Raw genomic sequence first — 17,229 nt, forward strand, 5'->3', positions numbered from 1 at the left:
CAGAGACTATGCCTTCAAGTTTCGAAGTCAATGGGATGTGACGCAGTAGTCATCACAGGTGAATTGGGGGCTCACGGACGCACTTGATCGAATGACTTCAAGTGTTGAAGTGCTTACCGCAGCCTCTGGCTGATGACCTTCGAGACCCCGTCGCCCTGCATGGAGACCCCGTACAGCGCGTCGGCGACCTCCATCGTCCGCTTCTGGTGGGTGATCACGATCAGCTGGGAGCTCTCCTGCAGCTCCTCCATGATCCGGATCAGCCGCTGCAGATTGGTGTCGTCCAGCGCCGCCTCGACCTCGTCCATGACGTAGAACGGGCTCGGCCGCGCCTTGAAGATCGACACCAGCAGCGCCACGGCGGTCAGCGACCGCTCCCCGCCGGACAGCAGCGACAGCCGCTTGACCTTCTTGCCCGGCGGCCTGGCCTCCACGTCCACGCCCGTGGTCAGCATGTTCTCCGGGTCGGTGAGCAGCAACCGGCCCTCGCCGCCCGGGAACAGCCGTGAGAAGACGCCCTCGAACTCGCGCGCCGTGTCCCGGTATGCCTCCGTGAACACCTGCTCGACGCGCTCGTCCACCTCCTTGACCACCTGCAGCAGATCCGCCCGCGTCTTCTTCAGGTCCTCCAGCTGCTCACTCAGGAACTGATGCCGCTCCTCCAGCGCCGCGAACTCCTCGAGCGCCAGCGGGTTGACCTTGCCCAGCTGCTGGTACGCGCGCTCGGCGGCCCTCAGCCGCTTCTCCTGCTGCGCCCTGACGTAACGCACCGGCTGGTTGCGCGGATGCTCCGGGTCCTCGGGCAGCACCTCGCCCTCGGCGGGCGGGGACGGCGGCACCAGCTGGTCCGGGCCGTACTCGGCGATCAGCCCGGCCGGCTCGACGCCCAGCTCCTCCAGCGCCTTCGTCTCCAGCTGCTCGATCCGCAGCCGCTTCTCGGCGCCCAGCACCTCGCCCCGGTGCACCGAGTCGGTCAGCTTGTCCAGCTCGCCCTTCAGCTCACGCCCATGGTTGCGCTCGGCGACCAGTTCGCGCTCCCGCTCCGCCTTCGCCCGCTCGGCCGCGTCCCGCTCCTGCTCGGCCCGCACCAGCGAGACCTCCACATGCGCCAGCAGCTGCCGGGCGCCCGAGGCCACCGCCGAGGCCACGGTCGCCTCATGCCGCAGCCGCGCCCGGCGCTGCTCCGCGCGCGCCCGCGCCTCGCGCTCGGCGCGCGCGCCCCGATCGAGCGCGTCCGCCCGCCCCGCGAGCCCCTTGACCCTCTCCTCATGCGTACGGACCTGGAGCCGCGCCTCCATCTCGGTCTGCCGGGCGTTCGCCCCATCGGCCGCCAGCCGATCCCGTACGGAGGTGTCCGGCTCCTCAGCCCCTCCTTCACCAAAGGTGGCTTCCTCCTCCGCCACGATCAGCCGCTCGGCCAGCTCCTCGGCCTCCTCCATCGCCCTGGCCAGCGCCTCCTCCGCCTTGGCCGCGGCCGCGGTCATCCGCTCGGCCTCGCCCGCCGCGGCCCGCGCCTGCCCGGCCAGCCGCCCCAGCGACTGGGCGACCTGCGACTTCTCCCGATCGGCCGCGCTACGCCGGGCCGCCAGCTCCTCGACCCGCGCCGCGCACTCGGCCCGCCGCTCCGCCGCCGCCCGCTGCCCGTCGGTCAGCTCCTCGCACCGTACGGCGAGCTCCTTCAGCTCCGCCGCCGCCTCGTCGACCGAGGCCTGCACCTCCAGCAGACTCGGCGCCCCCGCGGAGCCGCCCTGGGCGAAGTGCGCCCCGAGCAGATCGCCCTCGGCGGTCACCGCCGTCAACTCCGGCCGCCGCTCGACCAGTTCCTCGGCGTCCTCCAGCGTCCCGACCACCACGACGCCCCGCAGCAGCCACCGCACGGCCGACAACAGCCCCCCGGGCCCACTCACGAGCTCCGCCGCACGCGGCGCCCCAAGGTCATCGTCCGGCCCGGCTGTATCGGCCGCCGACGCCGCCCGGCCCCCGTCGGGCCCGTACGCCGTCCCGTCCCCGGGCTCCCCGGGTCTGGCGCCCGGAACCGTGATGCCCGCGTCGGCGGAAGCCCCACCGCCCGCCGGGGAGTCGGCCGCCCGGACGGCCGCCGCCGCGCCGGGCTCGGGCGCGGGCGGTGGACCCGAGGGGCCTGGGCCGACGAACGAGTCACCGCCGACCGCCGCGGTGGCGTCCGCACGCGCCCCCTGGCCGTCCGTGCCGCCTTCGGCGGGGTGCGGCAGGCGTACGGAGCCGAGCCGGCCGACCGTCGGGCCGTTGGGCGCGTCCGGCGCCGCAGCCCCGGGCGCGGACGAGGCGCCCGGGACACCCGGACCGTCCGGACCGGCTGCGACACCTGGACGCTCCGGAACGCCCGCGACGCCCGGACCGGCCGCGACACCCGGACCGCCCAGCGCGCCGGCCCCGGCCGCCGCGCCGTCCGTCGGGTGCTCGCCGGGGCCGCCGTGGCCCGGTCCCGAGCCGTTCGTCCCGACCGGTCCGCCGGCCGCCGGCACCGCGGCCCGGGCGTGCCCGGCCAGTGCGGCCGCCGCCGGGGCGCCGAGGAGGAGCGCCGCGCGGCCCGCGTCCTGTTTACGGAGGAGGCGGATGGCCTCCGCCGCGGTCCGGGGGTCCTCGACGGCGATCGCGTCGGCCGCGGCGCCGAGGGCGGCGGCCACGGGGACCTCGAAGCCGGGGGCGACCGTGAGGAGTTCGGCGGCCGGGCCGAGGATGCCGGTCAGCCGGTCGGCGGAGCCGAGCAGGGCGCCCGTACCGTCCTTTCGGCGCAGGCCCAGGGCCAGCGCGTCATGGCGGGCGGCGGTCGCGGCGCGTTCGCGTTCGGCCGCGGTCAGGGCCTCGCGGGCCGCCCGGTGCGCGGTCTCCGCCTCGGACAGCTCCTGTTTGGCGGCCTCATGGCGCTCCGCCAGTTCCGCGTCGCCCGCGTCCAGTCCGTCCACCTCGGCCTGGAGCTGTTCGTACTCCTCCTGCGCGGCGGCCGCCCGCTGCCGCGCCTCGTCGCGGGCGACGGCCAGCCGTTCGATCTCGGCCTGGGCCGAACCCGCCCGGCCCCGGGCAGCGTTGACCTGCCCCTGTAGCCGGGCCAGCCCCTCGCGGCGGTCGGCGATGGCGCGGGCCGCGTCCTTCAGCCGGCGCTCCTCGATGGCCAGCTCGCGCTCCAGTTCGGCCCGGTGTGTGACGGTGTCGTCCAGCGCCCGGCTCGCCGCCTCCAGTGCGGCCTCCAGCTCCGCCTCCTGCTCGCGGATCCGGGCCGCCTCGCGCTCCATGTCCTCCGGGTCGCGGCCGCGCCGCTCCTCGCCGGGGGCGGAGGTGGCGCTTTTGACCCGGGCGTCGGCCAGGCTGATCGTGCCGCGCACCCGCTCGGCTAGCTGGGAGAGCTCGTACCAGGTCTGCTGGGCGTCCCGCAGCCGCGGTGCCAGCTGCCGGACCTGCTCCTCCAGCGCCGCCTCCCGCTGCTGCGCGGTGCGCAGCTCGGCCTCGGCGGTCTCCTTGCGCTGCTTGAGCGCGGCCTCGTCGGCGATCTCGGTGCGCAGCGCCTCGCGCATGGTCACCAGGTCGTCGGCGAGCAGCCGCAGCCGGGCGTCGCGCAGATCGGCCTGGATGACGGCGGCCCGCCGGGCGACCGCGGCCTGCCGCCCGAGCGGTTTGAGCTGGCGCCGCAGCTCGTCGGTGAGGTCCTGGACCCGGGCGAGATTGGCCTGCATGGCGTCGAGCTTCCGCAGCGCCTTCTCTTTGCGCTTGCGGTGCTTGAGTACGCCCGCGGCCTCTTCGATGAAGGCGCGGCGTCCGGTCGGGTCGGCGTGCAGGACGGAGTCGAGTTGGCCCTGGCCGACGATGACGTGCATCTCGCGGCCGATGCCGGAGTCGGAGAGCAGCTCCTGGATGTCCAGGAGGCGGCAGGTGTCCCCGTTGATCTGGTATTCGCTGCCGCCGTTGCGGAACATGATCCGCGTAATGGTGACTTCGGCGTATTCGATGGGCAGGGCGCCGTCGGAGTTGTCGATGGTGAGGGAGACCTCGGCGCGGCCGAGCGGGGGGCGGCCGGTCGTCCCGGCGAAGATGACGTCTTCCATCTTTCCGCCGCGCAGCGACTTGGCGCCCTGTTCCCCCATGACCCAGGAAAGCGCGTCCACGACATTGGACTTGCCCGAACCGTTGGGGCCGACGACGCAGGTGATACCCGGCTCGAAGCGGAGCGTCGTGGCGGAGGCGAAGGATTTGAAGCCTCGGAGGGTCAGGCTCTTGAGATGCACGCCTTTGGACTCTACCTCCCGTGTCTCACCCGGCACCGCCCATCGGCCGTGGCGCCACGAGGTCGCCCTTGGCTTCTCTCGGCTTCTCTGAGCTTCTCTCGGTGTTTCTCAGTGTTTCTCGGTTCTTCGCGTTCTCGCGGTTTCTTCTCGGTTTCGCCGCTCAGGGGGTGGGGCACATCAGACGGTAAGGGAAGCGCGGCCGGCCGCCGCGGAAACGACGAAGGGACGCCGTCGGCGTCCCTTGCAGATTCTCAAGCGGCTGACGGTGCAGCCCGACCGGCCCGGAAGCCGGGTCAGGCGAGCGCAGGCTCCGCCTGGGGTACGTCGATGCTTTCGAGCAGCGAGTCGCCGTGGTGAGCGGCGGCGGACAGAGCGTCGTTCTCGGCCTGGATCCGAATGAGCTCGGATTCGAGGTCCTGGACGCGCTGCTGAAGCCGTCGCATCTCGGCGAGGACTCGGGGGTCGGAGCCGCCGACGTAACCGAGAAGCGCCTTTGCCATGATGGATGGTCCTCCACACTGAGTGACCGCGACCGAAGCGGTGGTGGGTCGTGAGGGATTTCGCACCCGCGATGCTTGCCGTTACTACCGTGCTGAGTGGCAAACAGTTAAGGTGCGCGGGGCTTCCAGCGTCTCACCAAATGGTTTGAGGGTCAACACGATCACAGGCCGACGGGGCCCCTGCGGCCGGGGGCATATCGAGCGGCGAGAAGCGCCGAGCCCGCATTGATCAGGCCGTCGAAGCGAAGGGATCATCCCTTACGCGGCAGCCTTCCACGGACCGGCCGCATTGGCAACCATCAGCCTCTTTCCGCTCACGCGCGGTGTAAAAAGCCCGCCCGGCGCGGGGTCGCGGCGGGCGGGTGCGGCGAGGTGGCTCAGCGGATCTCGAAGGTCTCGTAGCCGCCCTTGGGTGTGTCCCAGATCTCGGTCACACCGTCGACGCGGCCGGGCGTGTCGTCGCTCCGCAGCCAGTCGAGCAGCTGTTCGCAGTTCATACGTTCGCCTTCGGCGACGATCTGGACCCGTCCGTCGGACAGATTGGAGGCGAACCCGGCCAGCCCTCCGATGCGCAACGCGTTTGCCCTGGTGAACCAGCGAAAACCGACCCCCTGGACCCGACCGCGGACCCACGCGGTGAGGCGCACTCTCTCGTTCATGGCTGGCACGCTAGCGGAGCAATTTGCTCCCCGGACACCTCAGCCACCCCCGCGATGGCGTACAGTCCCGGCTCAACGCAGTACTCACTCGTACGAGTGACGCATGTGACCCCGATCTTGCAAGGAAGGCAGGAGATGGGCCGCCATCGACGATCTGCCCTCGGATCCGCGCCGACACCCCCCGCTCCCGGCGCAGGGCGCCACCGAGGAGCCCGCCGAAGCCATCTGGCACCGGTGCGGACCGGATTGCTGAGTGTTTCCGCCGCCGTCGCGGTAGGCGCGGTTGCCATGGCCACCGGGCTGCTGCCGGGAGGTCCGACCCTTAGCGGAAGCAACGACCCGGCCGGAGGCGTGCGCGCCGACGCCCCGCCGGGCTCCGCCCTGGAGACGCAGGGCTCCCCCTCGACATCGCCGGTGGACCGCGGTACGACCCCCGCGGACCGTGGCAACGACCGGCCACAAGCGCCGTCCACCACCCCCTCGAAGACCCCGGGCAAGCCCTCCGCCACGCCCTCCACCCCCTCGAAGCAGCCGGGCTCCTCGGGCTCCGGCCAGGCGAACGGGAACGGAAAGGGCAACGGGAACGGAAACGGGAAGGCGAACGGCCACGGGAACGGCAAGGGGAACGGAGGTTCGGGCGGCAAGGGCTCCTCCTCGTCCCAGAAGCCCACCACGCCCCCCGGCCAGAGCGAGGACCCCAACACACCGGAGAACCCCGGCAAGGCCGAGAAGACCGCCGCACAGGAGGTCCTGGCGCTGGTCAACCAGGAGCGGTCGAAGGTCGGCTGCGAGCCGGTGACCGCGGACCGGAAACTGTCCCAGCTGGCCCAGGACTTCACCGACGACATGGCCCTGCGGGGCTTCTTCGACCACCTCGACCCGGACGGCGACTCCCCCTGGGAGCGGGCGGAGCAGGTCGGCATCCTGAACCTGGGCGGGGAGAACATCGCCCGCGGCCAGCAGGACGCGCAGGCCGTGATGGATTCCTGGATGAACAGCGCCGGCCACCGCGCCAACATCCTCAACTGCACCTACAAGACCCTCGGCGTCGGTGTGAACTTCGGGGACGGGGACGGCCCCTGGTGGACGCAGGACTTCGGCTACTGAGCCGGTCCTGATCCCCGGGCCACCGCCGAGCCACCGGCCCGCGCCGGCCCCGCCTCACCCACCGGGTCAGGCGGCGAGGGCGGCGCGCCCCGCGACGGCGATCTTCGCGCTCTCGGCGATCCGGCGGCCGAGGTGCTCGGCGGTGGCCACGTCGGCCTTGTGCACCGCCTCCGGGCCCTCGTCCACGTTCGTCTGGGCGGCGGCACCCAGGAAGACCCCGAGGCGGTTGAGGTCGTTCTCGGAGGCGGCCGAGCTGTTCCAGCCCGGGTGCAGACCGAGGTTCACCCAGTTCATCCCGTGCTGGGCGGCGAGCACGGTGAAGAACTGCAGGGTGTGCACCTTGTCGCCGCTCTTGGACCCCGAGTTGGTGAAGCCGGCCGCGAGCTTGTCCTTCCACGCCTGGGTGAACCAGCGCTGGGAGGACTGCTCGGCGAAGGTGTGGAAGGCGCCGGACGCGGTGCCCATGTAGGTGGGCGAGCCGAAGACGATCGCGTCCGCGGCGTCGAGCAGGCCCCACTGCTCCTCGGTGATCTCATCGACCTTGATCAGGTGAACGGTGGCGCCCGCGGCGTCCGCTCCGGCGCGGACGGCCTCGGCGAGGACGGCGGTGTGCCCATGGCCGGAGTGGTAGGCGACGGCGATGACGGGGGTGGTCACGGTATGAGCTCCTGAGATCGGGCGTTCGTGCACGGTGGAATGTTTCGTGCACGGTGGAATGTCCGGACCAGGAAAGCACTAACTTTTGGAAAGCGCAACCCGCCGGTGAGCGCTGTGCTCAAGTATGCTCATGACATGGAGAGCGACTGCGCCACACCGACGAGCACCGAAACGGCAAGCGACGACCTGGCCTTCAACGTGTTCGCCCGCGCCTGCCCCTCCCGCGGCACGCTGGAGCACATCACCGGCAAGTGGGGCGGCCTGACCCTGGGGGCGCTCAAGGAGGGCAGCTTCCGGTTCAACGAACTGCGCCGCCGGGTCGACGGCGTCAGCGAGAAGATGCTGTCCCAGACGCTGCACGCGCTGGAGCGCGACGGCCTGGTGCACCGCGAGGCGCAGCCGACCAACCCCCCGCGCGTGGACTACGAGCTGACCCCGCTGGGCCACGCCGTCGCCGAGCGGCTGCTGGCGCTGATCTCCCTCGTCGAGGAGCGCATGCCGGAGGTGCTGACCGCCCGGGCGCGCTACGACGAGGAGCGCGGCACCGCGGTACGGGGCGCCACGGCCGGAAGCGCCGGGGCCGCCGGGCGCGGCGGACGCTGACAGCGCGGGCAGAAGTAGCTGGAGCGGTTCATCCACGGGCGGCGGCGCATCGGCGTGGCACAGCGGCGGCACGGCTCGTTCTCCCGACCGTACGCGTCCAGGGAGCGCTCGAAATAGCCCGACTCGCCGTTCACATTGACGTAGAGGGAGTCGAAGCTGGTGCCGCCGACCGCCAGCGCGGCGTTCATGACATCGCGCACATGGTCGAGGAGTTCGACGCTGCGCGGGCGGGTGAGGGTGGCCGTCGGCCGATCGTAGTGCAGCCGGGCGCGCCACAGCGCCTCGTCGGCGTAGATGTTGCCCACCCCGCTGATCAACGACTGGTCGAGCAGCGCCCGCTTGAGGGTGGTGCGGCGGCGGCGCAGCGCGGTGTGGAAGGCGGCCTCGTCGAACGCCGGGTCCAACGGGTCGCGGGCGATATGCGCGATCGCGGCCGGCAGCCCGTCCGCGGCGCCCTCCACCGTCTCGTGCAGTGATAGGCCGCCGAAGGTGCGCTGGTCGACGAAGCGCAGTTCGGTGCCGATGGAGTCGGCGAACCGCACCCGGATGCGCAGATGCTTCTCGTCCGCGGCGCCGTGCGGCTGGACGAGCAGCTGGCCGCTCATGCCGAGGTGCGCCAGCACCGACTCGTCGGCGTCCTCCAACGGCAGCCACAGATACTTGCCGCGGCGGCGGGCCACCCCGGCCCGGCGGCCCTTCAGCCGGGCGGCGAAGTCCTCCCCGCCCCCGAGGTGGCGGCGCACCGCGCGCGGGTGCAGCACCTGCACCTCGGCGACCGTACGGCCGCTGATCCAGCGCTCCAGGCCACGGCGGACCACCTCGACCTCAGGCAGCTCGGGCAACGGGGGCCTCCTTGGCCGACGCCCTCGCCCTCCCCGCGACCGGAGCCCGGTCGCGGGGAGGGCGAGGAGGGTTGATCAGTGTGCCGTCGGGGCCGTATCGGCGGCCTCGCCGTCCGAGGCCGCGGCGGTGCCCTCGGCCGTGGCCGCTTCGGCCTTGGCCTTGGCCTCGTCCGCCGCGGCGCGGATCGCGCGCCAGGCGGCCTCCGCCGCCTGCTGCTCGGCTTCCTTCTTGCTGCGGCCGGTGCCGGTGCCGTACGCGACACCACCGACGCGGGCGGCAGCCGTGAAGGTCTTCTCGTGGTCGGGTCCGGTCTCGGAGACCAGATACTCCGGCACCCCGAGGCCCTCGGTGGCGGTCAGCTCCTGGAGGCTGGTCTTCCAGTCCAGGCCCGCGCCCAGGTTCGAGGACCTGTCGATCAGCGGGTCGAAGAGCCGGTGGACCAGCTCCGCGGCGGCGTCCAGCCCCTTGTCGAGGTAGACGGCGCCGATCACCGCTTCGAGGGTGTCGGCGAGGATGGATGCCTTGTCCCGTCCCCCGGTGCCCTCTTCGCCCCGGCCGAGCCGGATGAAGGCGCCGAGGTCGAGGCCGCGCCCCACCTCGGCCAGCGCACGCGAGTTGACCACGGCGGCCCGCAACTTGGCCAGCTGGCCTTCGGGCAGGTCGGGGTGGATGCGGTACAGCGTGTCGGTGACCACCAGGCCGAGCACGGAGTCGCCCAGGAACTCCAGGCGCTCGTTGGTGGGCAGCCCGCCGTTCTCGTACGCGAAGGAGCGGTGGGTCAGCGCACGCACCAGAAGGGCGGACTCGAGCTGATACCCGAGCCGCCCTTCCAGAATCGTGTGGGACGAGGCCGTGTCCGCCTGGGCCGTTTCTCCCGCTCGCTTGCGGGGAGTCGTGTTGGCGTCCGACATAGAGCCTGTCACCCGCCGATCAGACCTCGAGGACCTGGCGGCGGTTGTAGGTGCCGCAGCTCGGGCACGCGATGTGCTGCAGCTTCGGCTCGTGGCAGCGCTCGCACGCCACCAGGGTGGGGACCGCAGCCTTCCACTGCGACCGGCGGTGGCGCGTGTTGCTGCGCGACATCTTCCGCTTCGGAACAGCCACGGCTACTTCTCCTGTGAGTCATCCCCGCGCGGGCGGGGTGCGTTGTCCTTCTCGCCGTCCGAGGTGGCCTCGGCGAGTCCCTGCAGTGCCGCCCAACGGATGTCGACGGCGTCGTGATGGTGGTCGGGGTCCTCCGCGAGCCGCGCTCCGCACTCGGCGCACAGCCCGGGGCAGTCCTCCCGGCACACCGGCTGCAGCGGCAGTGCCAGCACCACCGCGTCCCGCAGCACGGGTTCGAGGTCGAACAGGTCGCCCTCGAGGAAGAGCGTGTCCTCCTCCTCGGCGTCGTCGCCGGTGTCCGCGTGGCGGCTCCGGTCGTCGGCGTCGGGGTAGGAGTACATCTCCTGGAAGTCCGCTTCGAGCTCCCGCTCCAGCGGCTCCAGACACCTTACGCACTCCCCTGTCAGCGGTGCACGGGCGGTGCCTGTGACAAGCACACCCTCCATGACCGACTCCAGGCGGAGGTCGAGCTCCACGGTCGAGCCCTCCCGTACCCCGATGACCTCGATACCGAGGTCCTTGGGGGCCGGGACCGAACGGGAGAGCCTTTTGAGCGCACCAGGACGACGGCCCAGTTCGCGTGTGTCGAACACGAGAGGGGCACGGTGGTCGAGGCGGGCGTTCAGGGCTTCCTGCTTTCTACGGCTGCGGCAGGCCACCCGACGCTGGTACGACGAAACGGGCAGCCGAGATCGCGGACGTACGCGCGACCGAACAGCCAGGATACTGGACCGGCCGCCATAGACCCAATCCGCCCTCGGGGCTGTGCATAAGGTCCGGCCGGGCTCAGCGGCCCTGCTCGTACTGACGCAGCTGGTCCAGGTCGATCATGCTGGTGTCGAACAGGCTGGTCTCGTCGAGGGCCGCGGCCGGCAGCTGGGGCTGCTGCTGAGGCTGTTGCGGCTGGTGCTCGAGCTGCTGCTGAGGCTGGAGCGGGGACTGCTGTTCGGGGGCGTAGCCGCTCGGGTCGTAGCCCTGGGCCTGCTGCTGCCAGCCGTACGCGTCCTGCTGCTGGTAGCCGCCCTGGGCCGCGTACGGGTCCTGCTGCTGGACGTAACCCTGCTGCTGATAGCCGTACGCGTCCTGCTGCTGATATCCGGCCGTGGCCGCGTAGTACGAGGCGTCCGGCGCCGCTTCGGGCCGCGCCGTGGACAGCTGCGCCTGGGACTGGGCGAGATCCGCGAGGTAGTCGTCGTCGCTGGTCTGGTGGCCCAGCGGGGTGGCGGCGTCCTGGGCGGCCAGATGAGCGCCCAGCTCGTCGATCGCCCGGGCCCCGAGCAGCTTCTGCCGGCCCCGGCCGACCGCCTCCAGCGTCTTGCTGAGCACCGCCGAGACCGCGCCGAGCTTGGTGTCCACGTATTCGTCGGCGCGCTGCTGCAGCATCTGCGGGTCGGCGCTGCGCTCCGGGCCGTCCTCCAACTGCCCCGCCGCCCCGTCCTGCTCCCCGCTCACGGCGCGGCCCAGCATCTTCTCGCGGCCGCGGTCGACGGAGCCGATGGTCTTGGTCAGCACGACCTCGAAGTTGGCGAGTTTGGAGTCGACGTAGTCGTCGGCCTCGGCACGGATCTCCTCGGCCTCCCGGCGGGCCTCCTCCAGGATCCGGTCGGCCTCCTCCTGGGACTTCCTGGCGACTTCGGTGTCCGAGACCAGCGAACCCCGGTGGGCGTGCGCGGACTGGATGATCCGCTCTGCCTCCTGGCGGGCCTCCTCGACCATCCGCTCACGGCCGCCGATCACGTCCTGCGCCTGGGCGAGGGAGTCGGGGAGAGCGGCGCGCACCTCTTCGAGCATGGCGAGCAGCTCGGCGCGGTTGATCACGCACGAGGCCGACATGGGCATGGACCGGGCGTTGCCGACGGTGTCGACGATCTCGTCGAGCTTCTTCTGCACGTCCACCTTGGGTGCTCGCCACTCTCTCTTGACGGACTTGACGGAACTGGAGGGAACTTGACGCAACGAACAGGGCGGCCTGGAACGGCCGGGCACGACTGTACGGCCAGCGGGCCCCGCCCGACACCCGTCGGCCCGGCCGTCAGCGGGTCAGCGCCGGCCGAGCCGCTCGGTCAGGGCATCGAGCACCACCGGGGGCACCAGATGGGAGACGTCCCCGCCCCAGGTCGCGACCTCCTTGACCAGGCTGGAGGAGAGGAAGCTGTAAGTGGGGTTGGTGGGCACGAACAGCGTCTCCACCCCCGAGAGGCCGTTGTTCATCTGGGCCATCTGCAACTCGTAGTCGAAGTCGCTGACCGCCCGCAGCCCCTTGACGATGGCTGGGATCTCGCGCTCCTTGCAGAAGTCCACGAGGAGGCCGTGGAAGGCCTCCACCTGAACGTTCCCGTACTCGGCGGTGACCTGGCGGAGCAGGTCCATCCGCTCGTCCACGGTGAACATGCCTTGTTTGGACTTGTTGATCATTACGGCGACGTAGACGACGTCGTACAGCTTGGACGCACGGGCGATGATGTCGAGGTGCCCATTGGTGACGGGGTCGAAGGACCCCGGACAGACTGCGCGGCGCACTGGTGGTTCCTCGCTCTCGGGTCCGGTCATGACGCGTTGTCGCACGTCGAGGCGGCGCGACCGTACCAAAGCGTGCCCTCGCCGTAGCGACGGGCCCGCAAGCCCTCGAAACCGGCAGGCCACCCGAAATCTCCGCCTCGCGTGCTCCGCTCCACCGTGGCCAGCGCGTCGGGCGCGAGCCACCGGTTACCGGCGAGTGTGAGCAGTATCTCCCGCAGCTCCTCGTCGGCGACCGCGTACGGCGGGTCCAGGAACACCACGTCGTACGGGCCGCTCGCGGGGGCCGGTCCGGCGATGGCCTGCTCGGCCCGGCCCGTGCGCAGCTCGGCACCGGGCAGGCCGAGCGCCCGGATGTTCGCCCGGATGGTGCGGGCGGCGCGCGCGTCGGACTCCACCAGCAGCACATGCTCCGCGCCGCGCGAGAGCGCTTCCAGGCCTACCGCGCCCGAGCCGCCGTAGAGGTCGAGCACCCTGGCCCCGCGCAGCGAGCCCAGCAGCGACTCCCAGGTGGAGAAGAGACCTTCGCGCGCCCGGTCCGAGGTCGGTCGGGTGCCGTTTCCCGGCGGCACTGCCAGGCGGCGGCCGCCGGCGGCTCCGGCGATCACGCGGGTCATCGGTGACGCAGTCCTTCGCGGTGGGAGGGAGCAGCGGCCAGCGATACGAGGCCGCTGCCCTCCACAATATGGCGTCCCGGCCCGTGCTTCCGGCCGCAGGTTCCGGCCGGCTGCCGCCGATCACCCTTCAGCCCTTATCAGCCCTTATCCAGATACTCCTCGCGCTCCTCGTCCAGGAACGCGTCCAGCGCCGTACGCAGCTCCGGGTATCCGGCCAGTTCGGGGTCGGCCGCGACGATCGCCGTCGCCTCCTCCCGGGCCGCCGCGATGACCTCCTCGTCGTCGATGACCGCGAGCACCCGCAGCGAGGAGCGCGCCCCGGACTGGGCCTGCCCCAGCACATCGCCCTCGCGCCGCTGCTCCAGGTCGATCCGGGACAGCTCGAAGCCGTCCAGCGTGGCCGCGACCGCGCCCAGCCGGGCGCGGGCCGGGCTGCCCTCCGGCATCTCGCTCACCAACAGGCACAGCCCGGCGGCCGAGCCGCGGCCGACACGGCCGCGCAGCTGGTGCAGCTGCGAGACCCCGAAGCGGTCGGCGTCCATGATCACCATGGCGGTGGCATTGGGGACGTTGACACCGACCTCGATGACCGTCGTGGCGACCAGGACGTCCACCTCGGCCGCGGCGAAGCGGCGCATCACCTCGTCCTTGGCCTCCGGCTGCATCCGGCCGTGCAACACCTCCACGCGCAGATCCCGCAGCGGGCCCTTGGCCAGCTGCTCGGCGATGTCGAGGACCGCGAGCGGCGGCCGCTTCTCGGCCTCGTCCTCGGGGGATTTGGCCGGAGACTTGGCAGAAGACTTGCCTGGCGGCTTGGCCGACTTGCGCGCCGCGCCCTTGGATTCGGCCCCCTCAACCCCGTTTTCCTCGCCCATCTCGTCGCCGATCCGCGGGCACACCACATACGCCTGGTGGCCGGCCGCCACCTCCTCGCGCACCCGCTCCCACGCCCGCGCCAGGAAGTGCGGCTTGTCCTTCGCGGGCACCACATGGGAGGCGATCGGGGAGCGTCCGGCCGGCAGCTGGTCCAGCACGGAGGTCTCCAGATCGCCGAATACGGTCATGGCGACGGTCCGCGGGATGGGCGTGGCCGTCATCACCAGCAGATGCGGCGGCTGCTTGCCCTTGGAGCGCAGGGCGTCGCGCTGCTCCACGCCGAAGCGGTGCTGCTCGTCGACCACGACCAGGCCCAGATCGTGGAACTGGACCTTGTCCTCGATCAGCGCATGGGTCCCGACCACGATCCCGGCCTCGCCGGTGACCAGGTCGAGCAGCGCCTGGCGCCGGGCCGCGGCACCCATGGAACCGGTCAACAGCACGACCTTGGTGCCCTGTTCCGAGCCGCCCAGCATGCCGCCCTCGGCCAGATCGCCCATCATCTCGGTGATCGAGCGGTGGTGCTGCTGGGCCAGCACCTCGGTGGGCGCGAGCATCGCGGCCTGTCCCCCGCTGTCCACGACGCCCAGCATCGCGCGCAGCGCGACCATGGTCTTGCCCGATCCGACTTCGCCCTGCAGCAGCCGGTGCATGGGGTGGTCGGTGGCGAGGTCGGCGAAGATCTCCCGGCTGACGCTCTGCTGGCCCTCGGTGAGGGTGAACGGCAGCCGCTCGTCGAAGGCGTCCAGCAGGCCGCCCTCGGCCGGGGCGCGTGGCACGGCGGGCAGTTGGGCGTCGGCGTGGCGCCGCCGGGCGAGGGCCACCTGGAGCACGAAGGCCTCGTCCCACTTGAGGCGGTCCCGGGCCACCGCGATATCCGTCTTGGTGCGCGGCCGGTGGATCTTCAGCAGCGCCTCGGGGAGCTCGGCCAGCCCGCGGCCGAGCCGCAGGCTCTCGGGCAGCGCGTCGACCAGGCCGTCCCAGCCGGTGGCCTCCAGGCTGTCGAGCAGCGTCCCGACGGCCTTCTCGATCTTCCAGGACTCCAGCTGGGCGCAGGCGGGGTACAGCGGCCGCAGTTGGTTGGCCCACGCCTCCACGGCCGCCGCGCCGTCGTCCTTGCCGAGCATTTCGTACGCGGGGTGGGCCAGCTGGCGCACATTGCGGAAGACACCGACCTTGCCCGCGAACATGCCCCGGCGGCCGGGCAGCAGCTCCTTCTGCGCCGCGAAGACCCCGCGGCCGAAGAAGACCAGCTGGAGGCGGCCGCTGCCGTCGGTGAGGGTGACCTCCAGGCGCTGTTTGGTGCCGCGGTCGAATTTGTGCACGCGGGCGTCGGCGACCTGCGCGACGACCGTCACATGCTCGTCGAGGGGCAGGTCGGACAGCCGGGTCAGCTCGCCGCGCTCGGCGTACCGCCTCGGGTAGTGGTGCAGCAGATCGCCGACCGTGTGCAGGTCGAGATGGTCGGCCATCACCTTCGCGGTGTTGCCGCCGAGCACTTTCTTCAGAGGTTCATCCAGCGCGGGCACGCTGTCCATTGCACACCACCGCACTGACAAGCGGGGCCATCCCGCCCCAGGATGCGCGGGCGGCGCTGACTTTTCGATCTGTTCGCTGCCTATGCGCTGCCTATTCGATGCCTATGATCAGCGGCACGCCCGGCTGGCCGCCGTGGTAGATCACCGTGTCGACCGCGAAGTGCCCGTCCCGTACGTGGCGCTCCAGGTGCTCGGCGACGCCGTCGGGGACGTCCGCGCCGACCACCAGCGTGACCAGTTCGCCGCCCGCGGCCAGCATCCGGTCCAGCACGGTCTCGGCGGTGCCCGCGATACCGTCGCCGATCACCGCCACGTCGCCGTCGATCAGCCCGAGCACGTCTCCCGCCTGACACACCCCGGCCATGGTCCAGGACTGGCGCTCGGCGACGGCCAGTTCGGCGTAGCGGGTGGCGCCCGCGGCGGAGGTCATGGCCACGACGTCCTCGTCGAAGCTGCGGCCCGGCTCGTGCACGGCGAGCGCGGCCAGGCCCTGGACCGGGGAGCGGGTGGGGATGACCGCCACCCGTACGCCCTCGGCACGGGCCTGGGCGGCGGCGGCAGCGGCCGTGTGGCGCAGTTCGGCGTCGTTGGGCAGCAGGACGACCTCCCGGGCACGGGCCCGGCGTACGGCCTGGGCCAGCTCGCCCGCGGCCAGACGCTCCCCGGGGCGTGCGGCGACCGTGGTCGCGCCGGCCTCGGCGCACAGCGCGGCCAAGCCCTCGCCGGGGACCACCGCGACCACGGCGCGCGCCGCGCGGTCCGCGCGGGCGCCCGGGGGCTCCTGGGCGCCCGGCCGGTCCGGCCGCTGACCGGTGTCTTCCGTACGGGGACGGGGGTAGGGCTCGTCGGCGTGGGCCCGGCGGGCGGCGGCCGTGCCGAAGTGGGTGATGCGGATGCGGTGCGGGCGGCCCGCCTCGATGCCCGCCTCCACGGCCGCGCCCGCGTCGTCCACATGGACGTGCACATTCCACAGTCCGTCGCCGCCGACGACCACCAGGGAGTCGCCGAGCGCGTCCAGCCGGTCACGGAGCCGGGCGACGGCCGTCCCGTCCGCCTCCAGCAGATAGATCACCTCGAAGGCGGGTCCGCCGCCCGGCCCTTCGCCCACGGAGCCGTGGGCGCCGGCCGCGTGCCCGGCGGCCGGGCAGCCGTCGGGGGCCGTGACGGGCCCGGCGGCGACGGGCCCGGCGGGCGGTCGGCCCGCGGCGGTCGGCGGTCGGCCCGATACGGCCTCGGCGAGCGCGCCGAGGACCACCACCAGGCCGTAGCCGCCCGCGTCCACGACGCCCGCGCGGGCGAGCACCCCGAGCTGGGTGGGGGTGGCCTCCAGGGCGGCGCGGGCGCCCTCGTACGCGGCGCGGGCCACCGCGGCCGGCCCGCCCTCGGTGCGGGCGGCGGCGTCGGCCGCGGCCCGCGCGACGGTCAGTACGGTGCCCTCGACCGGGTGGGCCACGCCCCGGTAGGCCAGTTCGGCCGCGCGTCGCAGGGCCCGGCGCAGGCCGTCCGCATCGCCATAAGGGCCTGCGGCCCCACCAACCCCGCCATCGCCGTCCGCGAGGACGTCCGCCATGCCGCGCAGCAGCTGCGCCAGGATCGTGCCGGAGTTACCGCGTGCGCCGATCAGGGCGCCGTGGGCCATGGCGCGCACCGCTTCGGGCAGGCTCGGGCCGGGGGCGGGCCCCGGGGCGGCGGCGTGGCCGTCGAAGGCGGCGGTCACGGCCTGGGTGGCGGATTCGACGGTCAGGTAGAGGTTGGTGCCGGTGTCCGCGTCCGCGACCGGGTAGACGTTGATCGCGTCGATCTCCTCGCGGGCGCGGCCGAGCGCGTCCAGCGCCAGACCGCACCAGGTGCGTACCGCATCGGCGTCGAGCGTGTGCGGCACGTACGTCCTCCTCGGGAGGGCAGGGGGCGGGACCGTCATCGCAGGGTAGTCGCCACCCGCGCCGCTG

General features: G+C 72.4%; 15 protein-coding genes. 2 read left to right on the forward strand and 13 right to left on the reverse strand.

Going from position 1 to position 17,229, the window contains the following annotated elements; all coding sequences use genetic code 11:
- Nucleotides 1–113: 113 nt before the first annotated feature.
- The 3 genes from ACH4U7_RS30790 to ACH4U7_RS30800 all read right to left on the reverse strand — a co-directional run bounded on the left by ACH4U7_RS30790 (nt 114) and on the right by ACH4U7_RS30800 (nt 5,418).
- Nucleotides 114–4,259: an AAA family ATPase gene (locus tag ACH4U7_RS30790; RefSeq protein ID WP_398531061.1), complete on the reverse strand. Its 4,146-nt coding sequence runs from the start codon at nt 4,257–4,259 to the stop codon at nt 114–116.
- A gap of 293 nt (nt 4,260–4,552) precedes the next feature.
- The gene (locus ACH4U7_RS30795) at nt 4,553–4,759 is read right to left on the reverse strand and encodes a hypothetical protein (RefSeq protein WP_014176082.1); all 207 of its coding nucleotides are present in this window, start codon (nt 4,757–4,759) and stop codon (nt 4,553–4,555) included.
- Between the two features lie 377 nt (nt 4,760–5,136).
- Entirely contained in the window at nt 5,137–5,418 is a 282-nt protein-coding gene (locus tag ACH4U7_RS30800) for an acylphosphatase (RefSeq protein ID WP_089510905.1), read from the reverse strand.
- 135 nt (nt 5,419–5,553) lie between these two features.
- On the opposite strand from ACH4U7_RS30800, the gene ACH4U7_RS30805 reads away from it, so the two are divergent.
- On the forward strand, nt 5,554–6,525 hold the full coding sequence (locus ACH4U7_RS30805; RefSeq protein ID WP_398531062.1) for a CAP domain-containing protein: 972 nt from the start codon (nt 5,554–5,556) through the stop codon (nt 6,523–6,525).
- Between the two features lie 66 nt (nt 6,526–6,591).
- Here ACH4U7_RS30805 and ACH4U7_RS30810 read toward each other — a convergent pair whose 3' ends face one another.
- Nucleotides 6,592–7,182: a flavodoxin family protein gene (locus ACH4U7_RS30810; RefSeq protein ID WP_398531063.1), complete on the reverse strand. Its 591-nt coding sequence runs from the start codon at nt 7,180–7,182 to the stop codon at nt 6,592–6,594.
- A 135-nt stretch (nt 7,183–7,317) separates the two neighbouring features.
- On the opposite strand from ACH4U7_RS30810, the gene ACH4U7_RS30815 reads away from it, so the two are divergent.
- The gene (locus ACH4U7_RS30815; RefSeq protein WP_398531064.1) at nt 7,318–7,785 is read left to right on the forward strand and encodes a winged helix-turn-helix transcriptional regulator; all 468 of its coding nucleotides are present in this window, start codon (nt 7,318–7,320) and stop codon (nt 7,783–7,785) included.
- Here the strand turns inward: ACH4U7_RS30815 and mutM are convergent.
- The 9 genes from mutM to ACH4U7_RS30860 form a co-directional block, all read right to left on the reverse strand.
- Nucleotides 7,707–8,627: a bifunctional DNA-formamidopyrimidine glycosylase/DNA-(apurinic or apyrimidinic site) lyase gene (gene mutM, locus ACH4U7_RS30820; RefSeq protein ID WP_398531065.1), complete on the reverse strand. Its 921-nt coding sequence runs from the start codon at nt 8,625–8,627 to the stop codon at nt 7,707–7,709. The two genes, ACH4U7_RS30815 and mutM, sit on opposite strands and share 79 nt — an antisense overlap.
- Nucleotides 8,628–8,702: 75 nt before the next feature.
- The gene (rnc, locus tag ACH4U7_RS30825) at nt 8,703–9,539 is read right to left on the reverse strand and encodes a ribonuclease III (RefSeq protein ID WP_398531066.1); all 837 of its coding nucleotides are present in this window, start codon (nt 9,537–9,539) and stop codon (nt 8,703–8,705) included.
- A gap of 19 nt (nt 9,540–9,558) precedes the next feature.
- Nucleotides 9,559–9,732, reverse strand: coding sequence for a 50S ribosomal protein L32 (gene rpmF, locus ACH4U7_RS30830; RefSeq protein WP_065965136.1), 174 nt, complete (start codon nt 9,730–9,732; stop codon nt 9,559–9,561).
- Between the two features lie 2 nt (nt 9,733–9,734).
- On the reverse strand, nt 9,735–10,325 hold the full coding sequence (locus tag ACH4U7_RS30835) for a YceD family protein (RefSeq protein ID WP_398531067.1): 591 nt from the start codon (nt 10,323–10,325) through the stop codon (nt 9,735–9,737).
- Between the two features lie 193 nt (nt 10,326–10,518).
- Nucleotides 10,519–11,628: a cell division initiation protein gene (locus ACH4U7_RS30840; protein ID WP_398531068.1), complete on the reverse strand. Its 1,110-nt coding sequence runs from the start codon at nt 11,626–11,628 to the stop codon at nt 10,519–10,521.
- 144 nt (nt 11,629–11,772) lie between these two features.
- Nucleotides 11,773–12,282, reverse strand: a complete 510-nt coding sequence (gene coaD, locus ACH4U7_RS30845; RefSeq protein WP_385624388.1) for a pantetheine-phosphate adenylyltransferase — start codon at nt 12,280–12,282, stop codon at nt 11,773–11,775.
- Entirely contained in the window at nt 12,279–12,866 is a 588-nt protein-coding gene (rsmD, locus tag ACH4U7_RS30850; protein ID WP_398531069.1) for a 16S rRNA (guanine(966)-N(2))-methyltransferase RsmD, read from the reverse strand. The genes coaD and rsmD overlap by 4 nt, the downstream gene beginning before the upstream one ends.
- A 137-nt stretch (nt 12,867–13,003) precedes the next feature.
- Nucleotides 13,004–15,280: an ATP-dependent DNA helicase RecG gene (gene recG / locus ACH4U7_RS30855; protein ID WP_398531070.1), complete on the reverse strand. Its 2,277-nt coding sequence runs from the start codon at nt 15,278–15,280 to the stop codon at nt 13,004–13,006.
- Between the two features lie 91 nt (nt 15,281–15,371).
- Entirely contained in the window at nt 15,372–17,162 is a 1,791-nt protein-coding gene (locus ACH4U7_RS30860; RefSeq protein ID WP_398531071.1) for a DAK2 domain-containing protein, read from the reverse strand.
- Nucleotides 17,163–17,229 lie beyond the last annotated feature (67 nt).

Origin of the sequence: Streptomyces sp. NPDC020845 (genome assembly GCF_044334165.1) — a bacterium.
Taxonomy (GTDB): domain Bacteria; phylum Actinomycetota; class Actinomycetes; order Streptomycetales; family Streptomycetaceae; genus Streptomyces.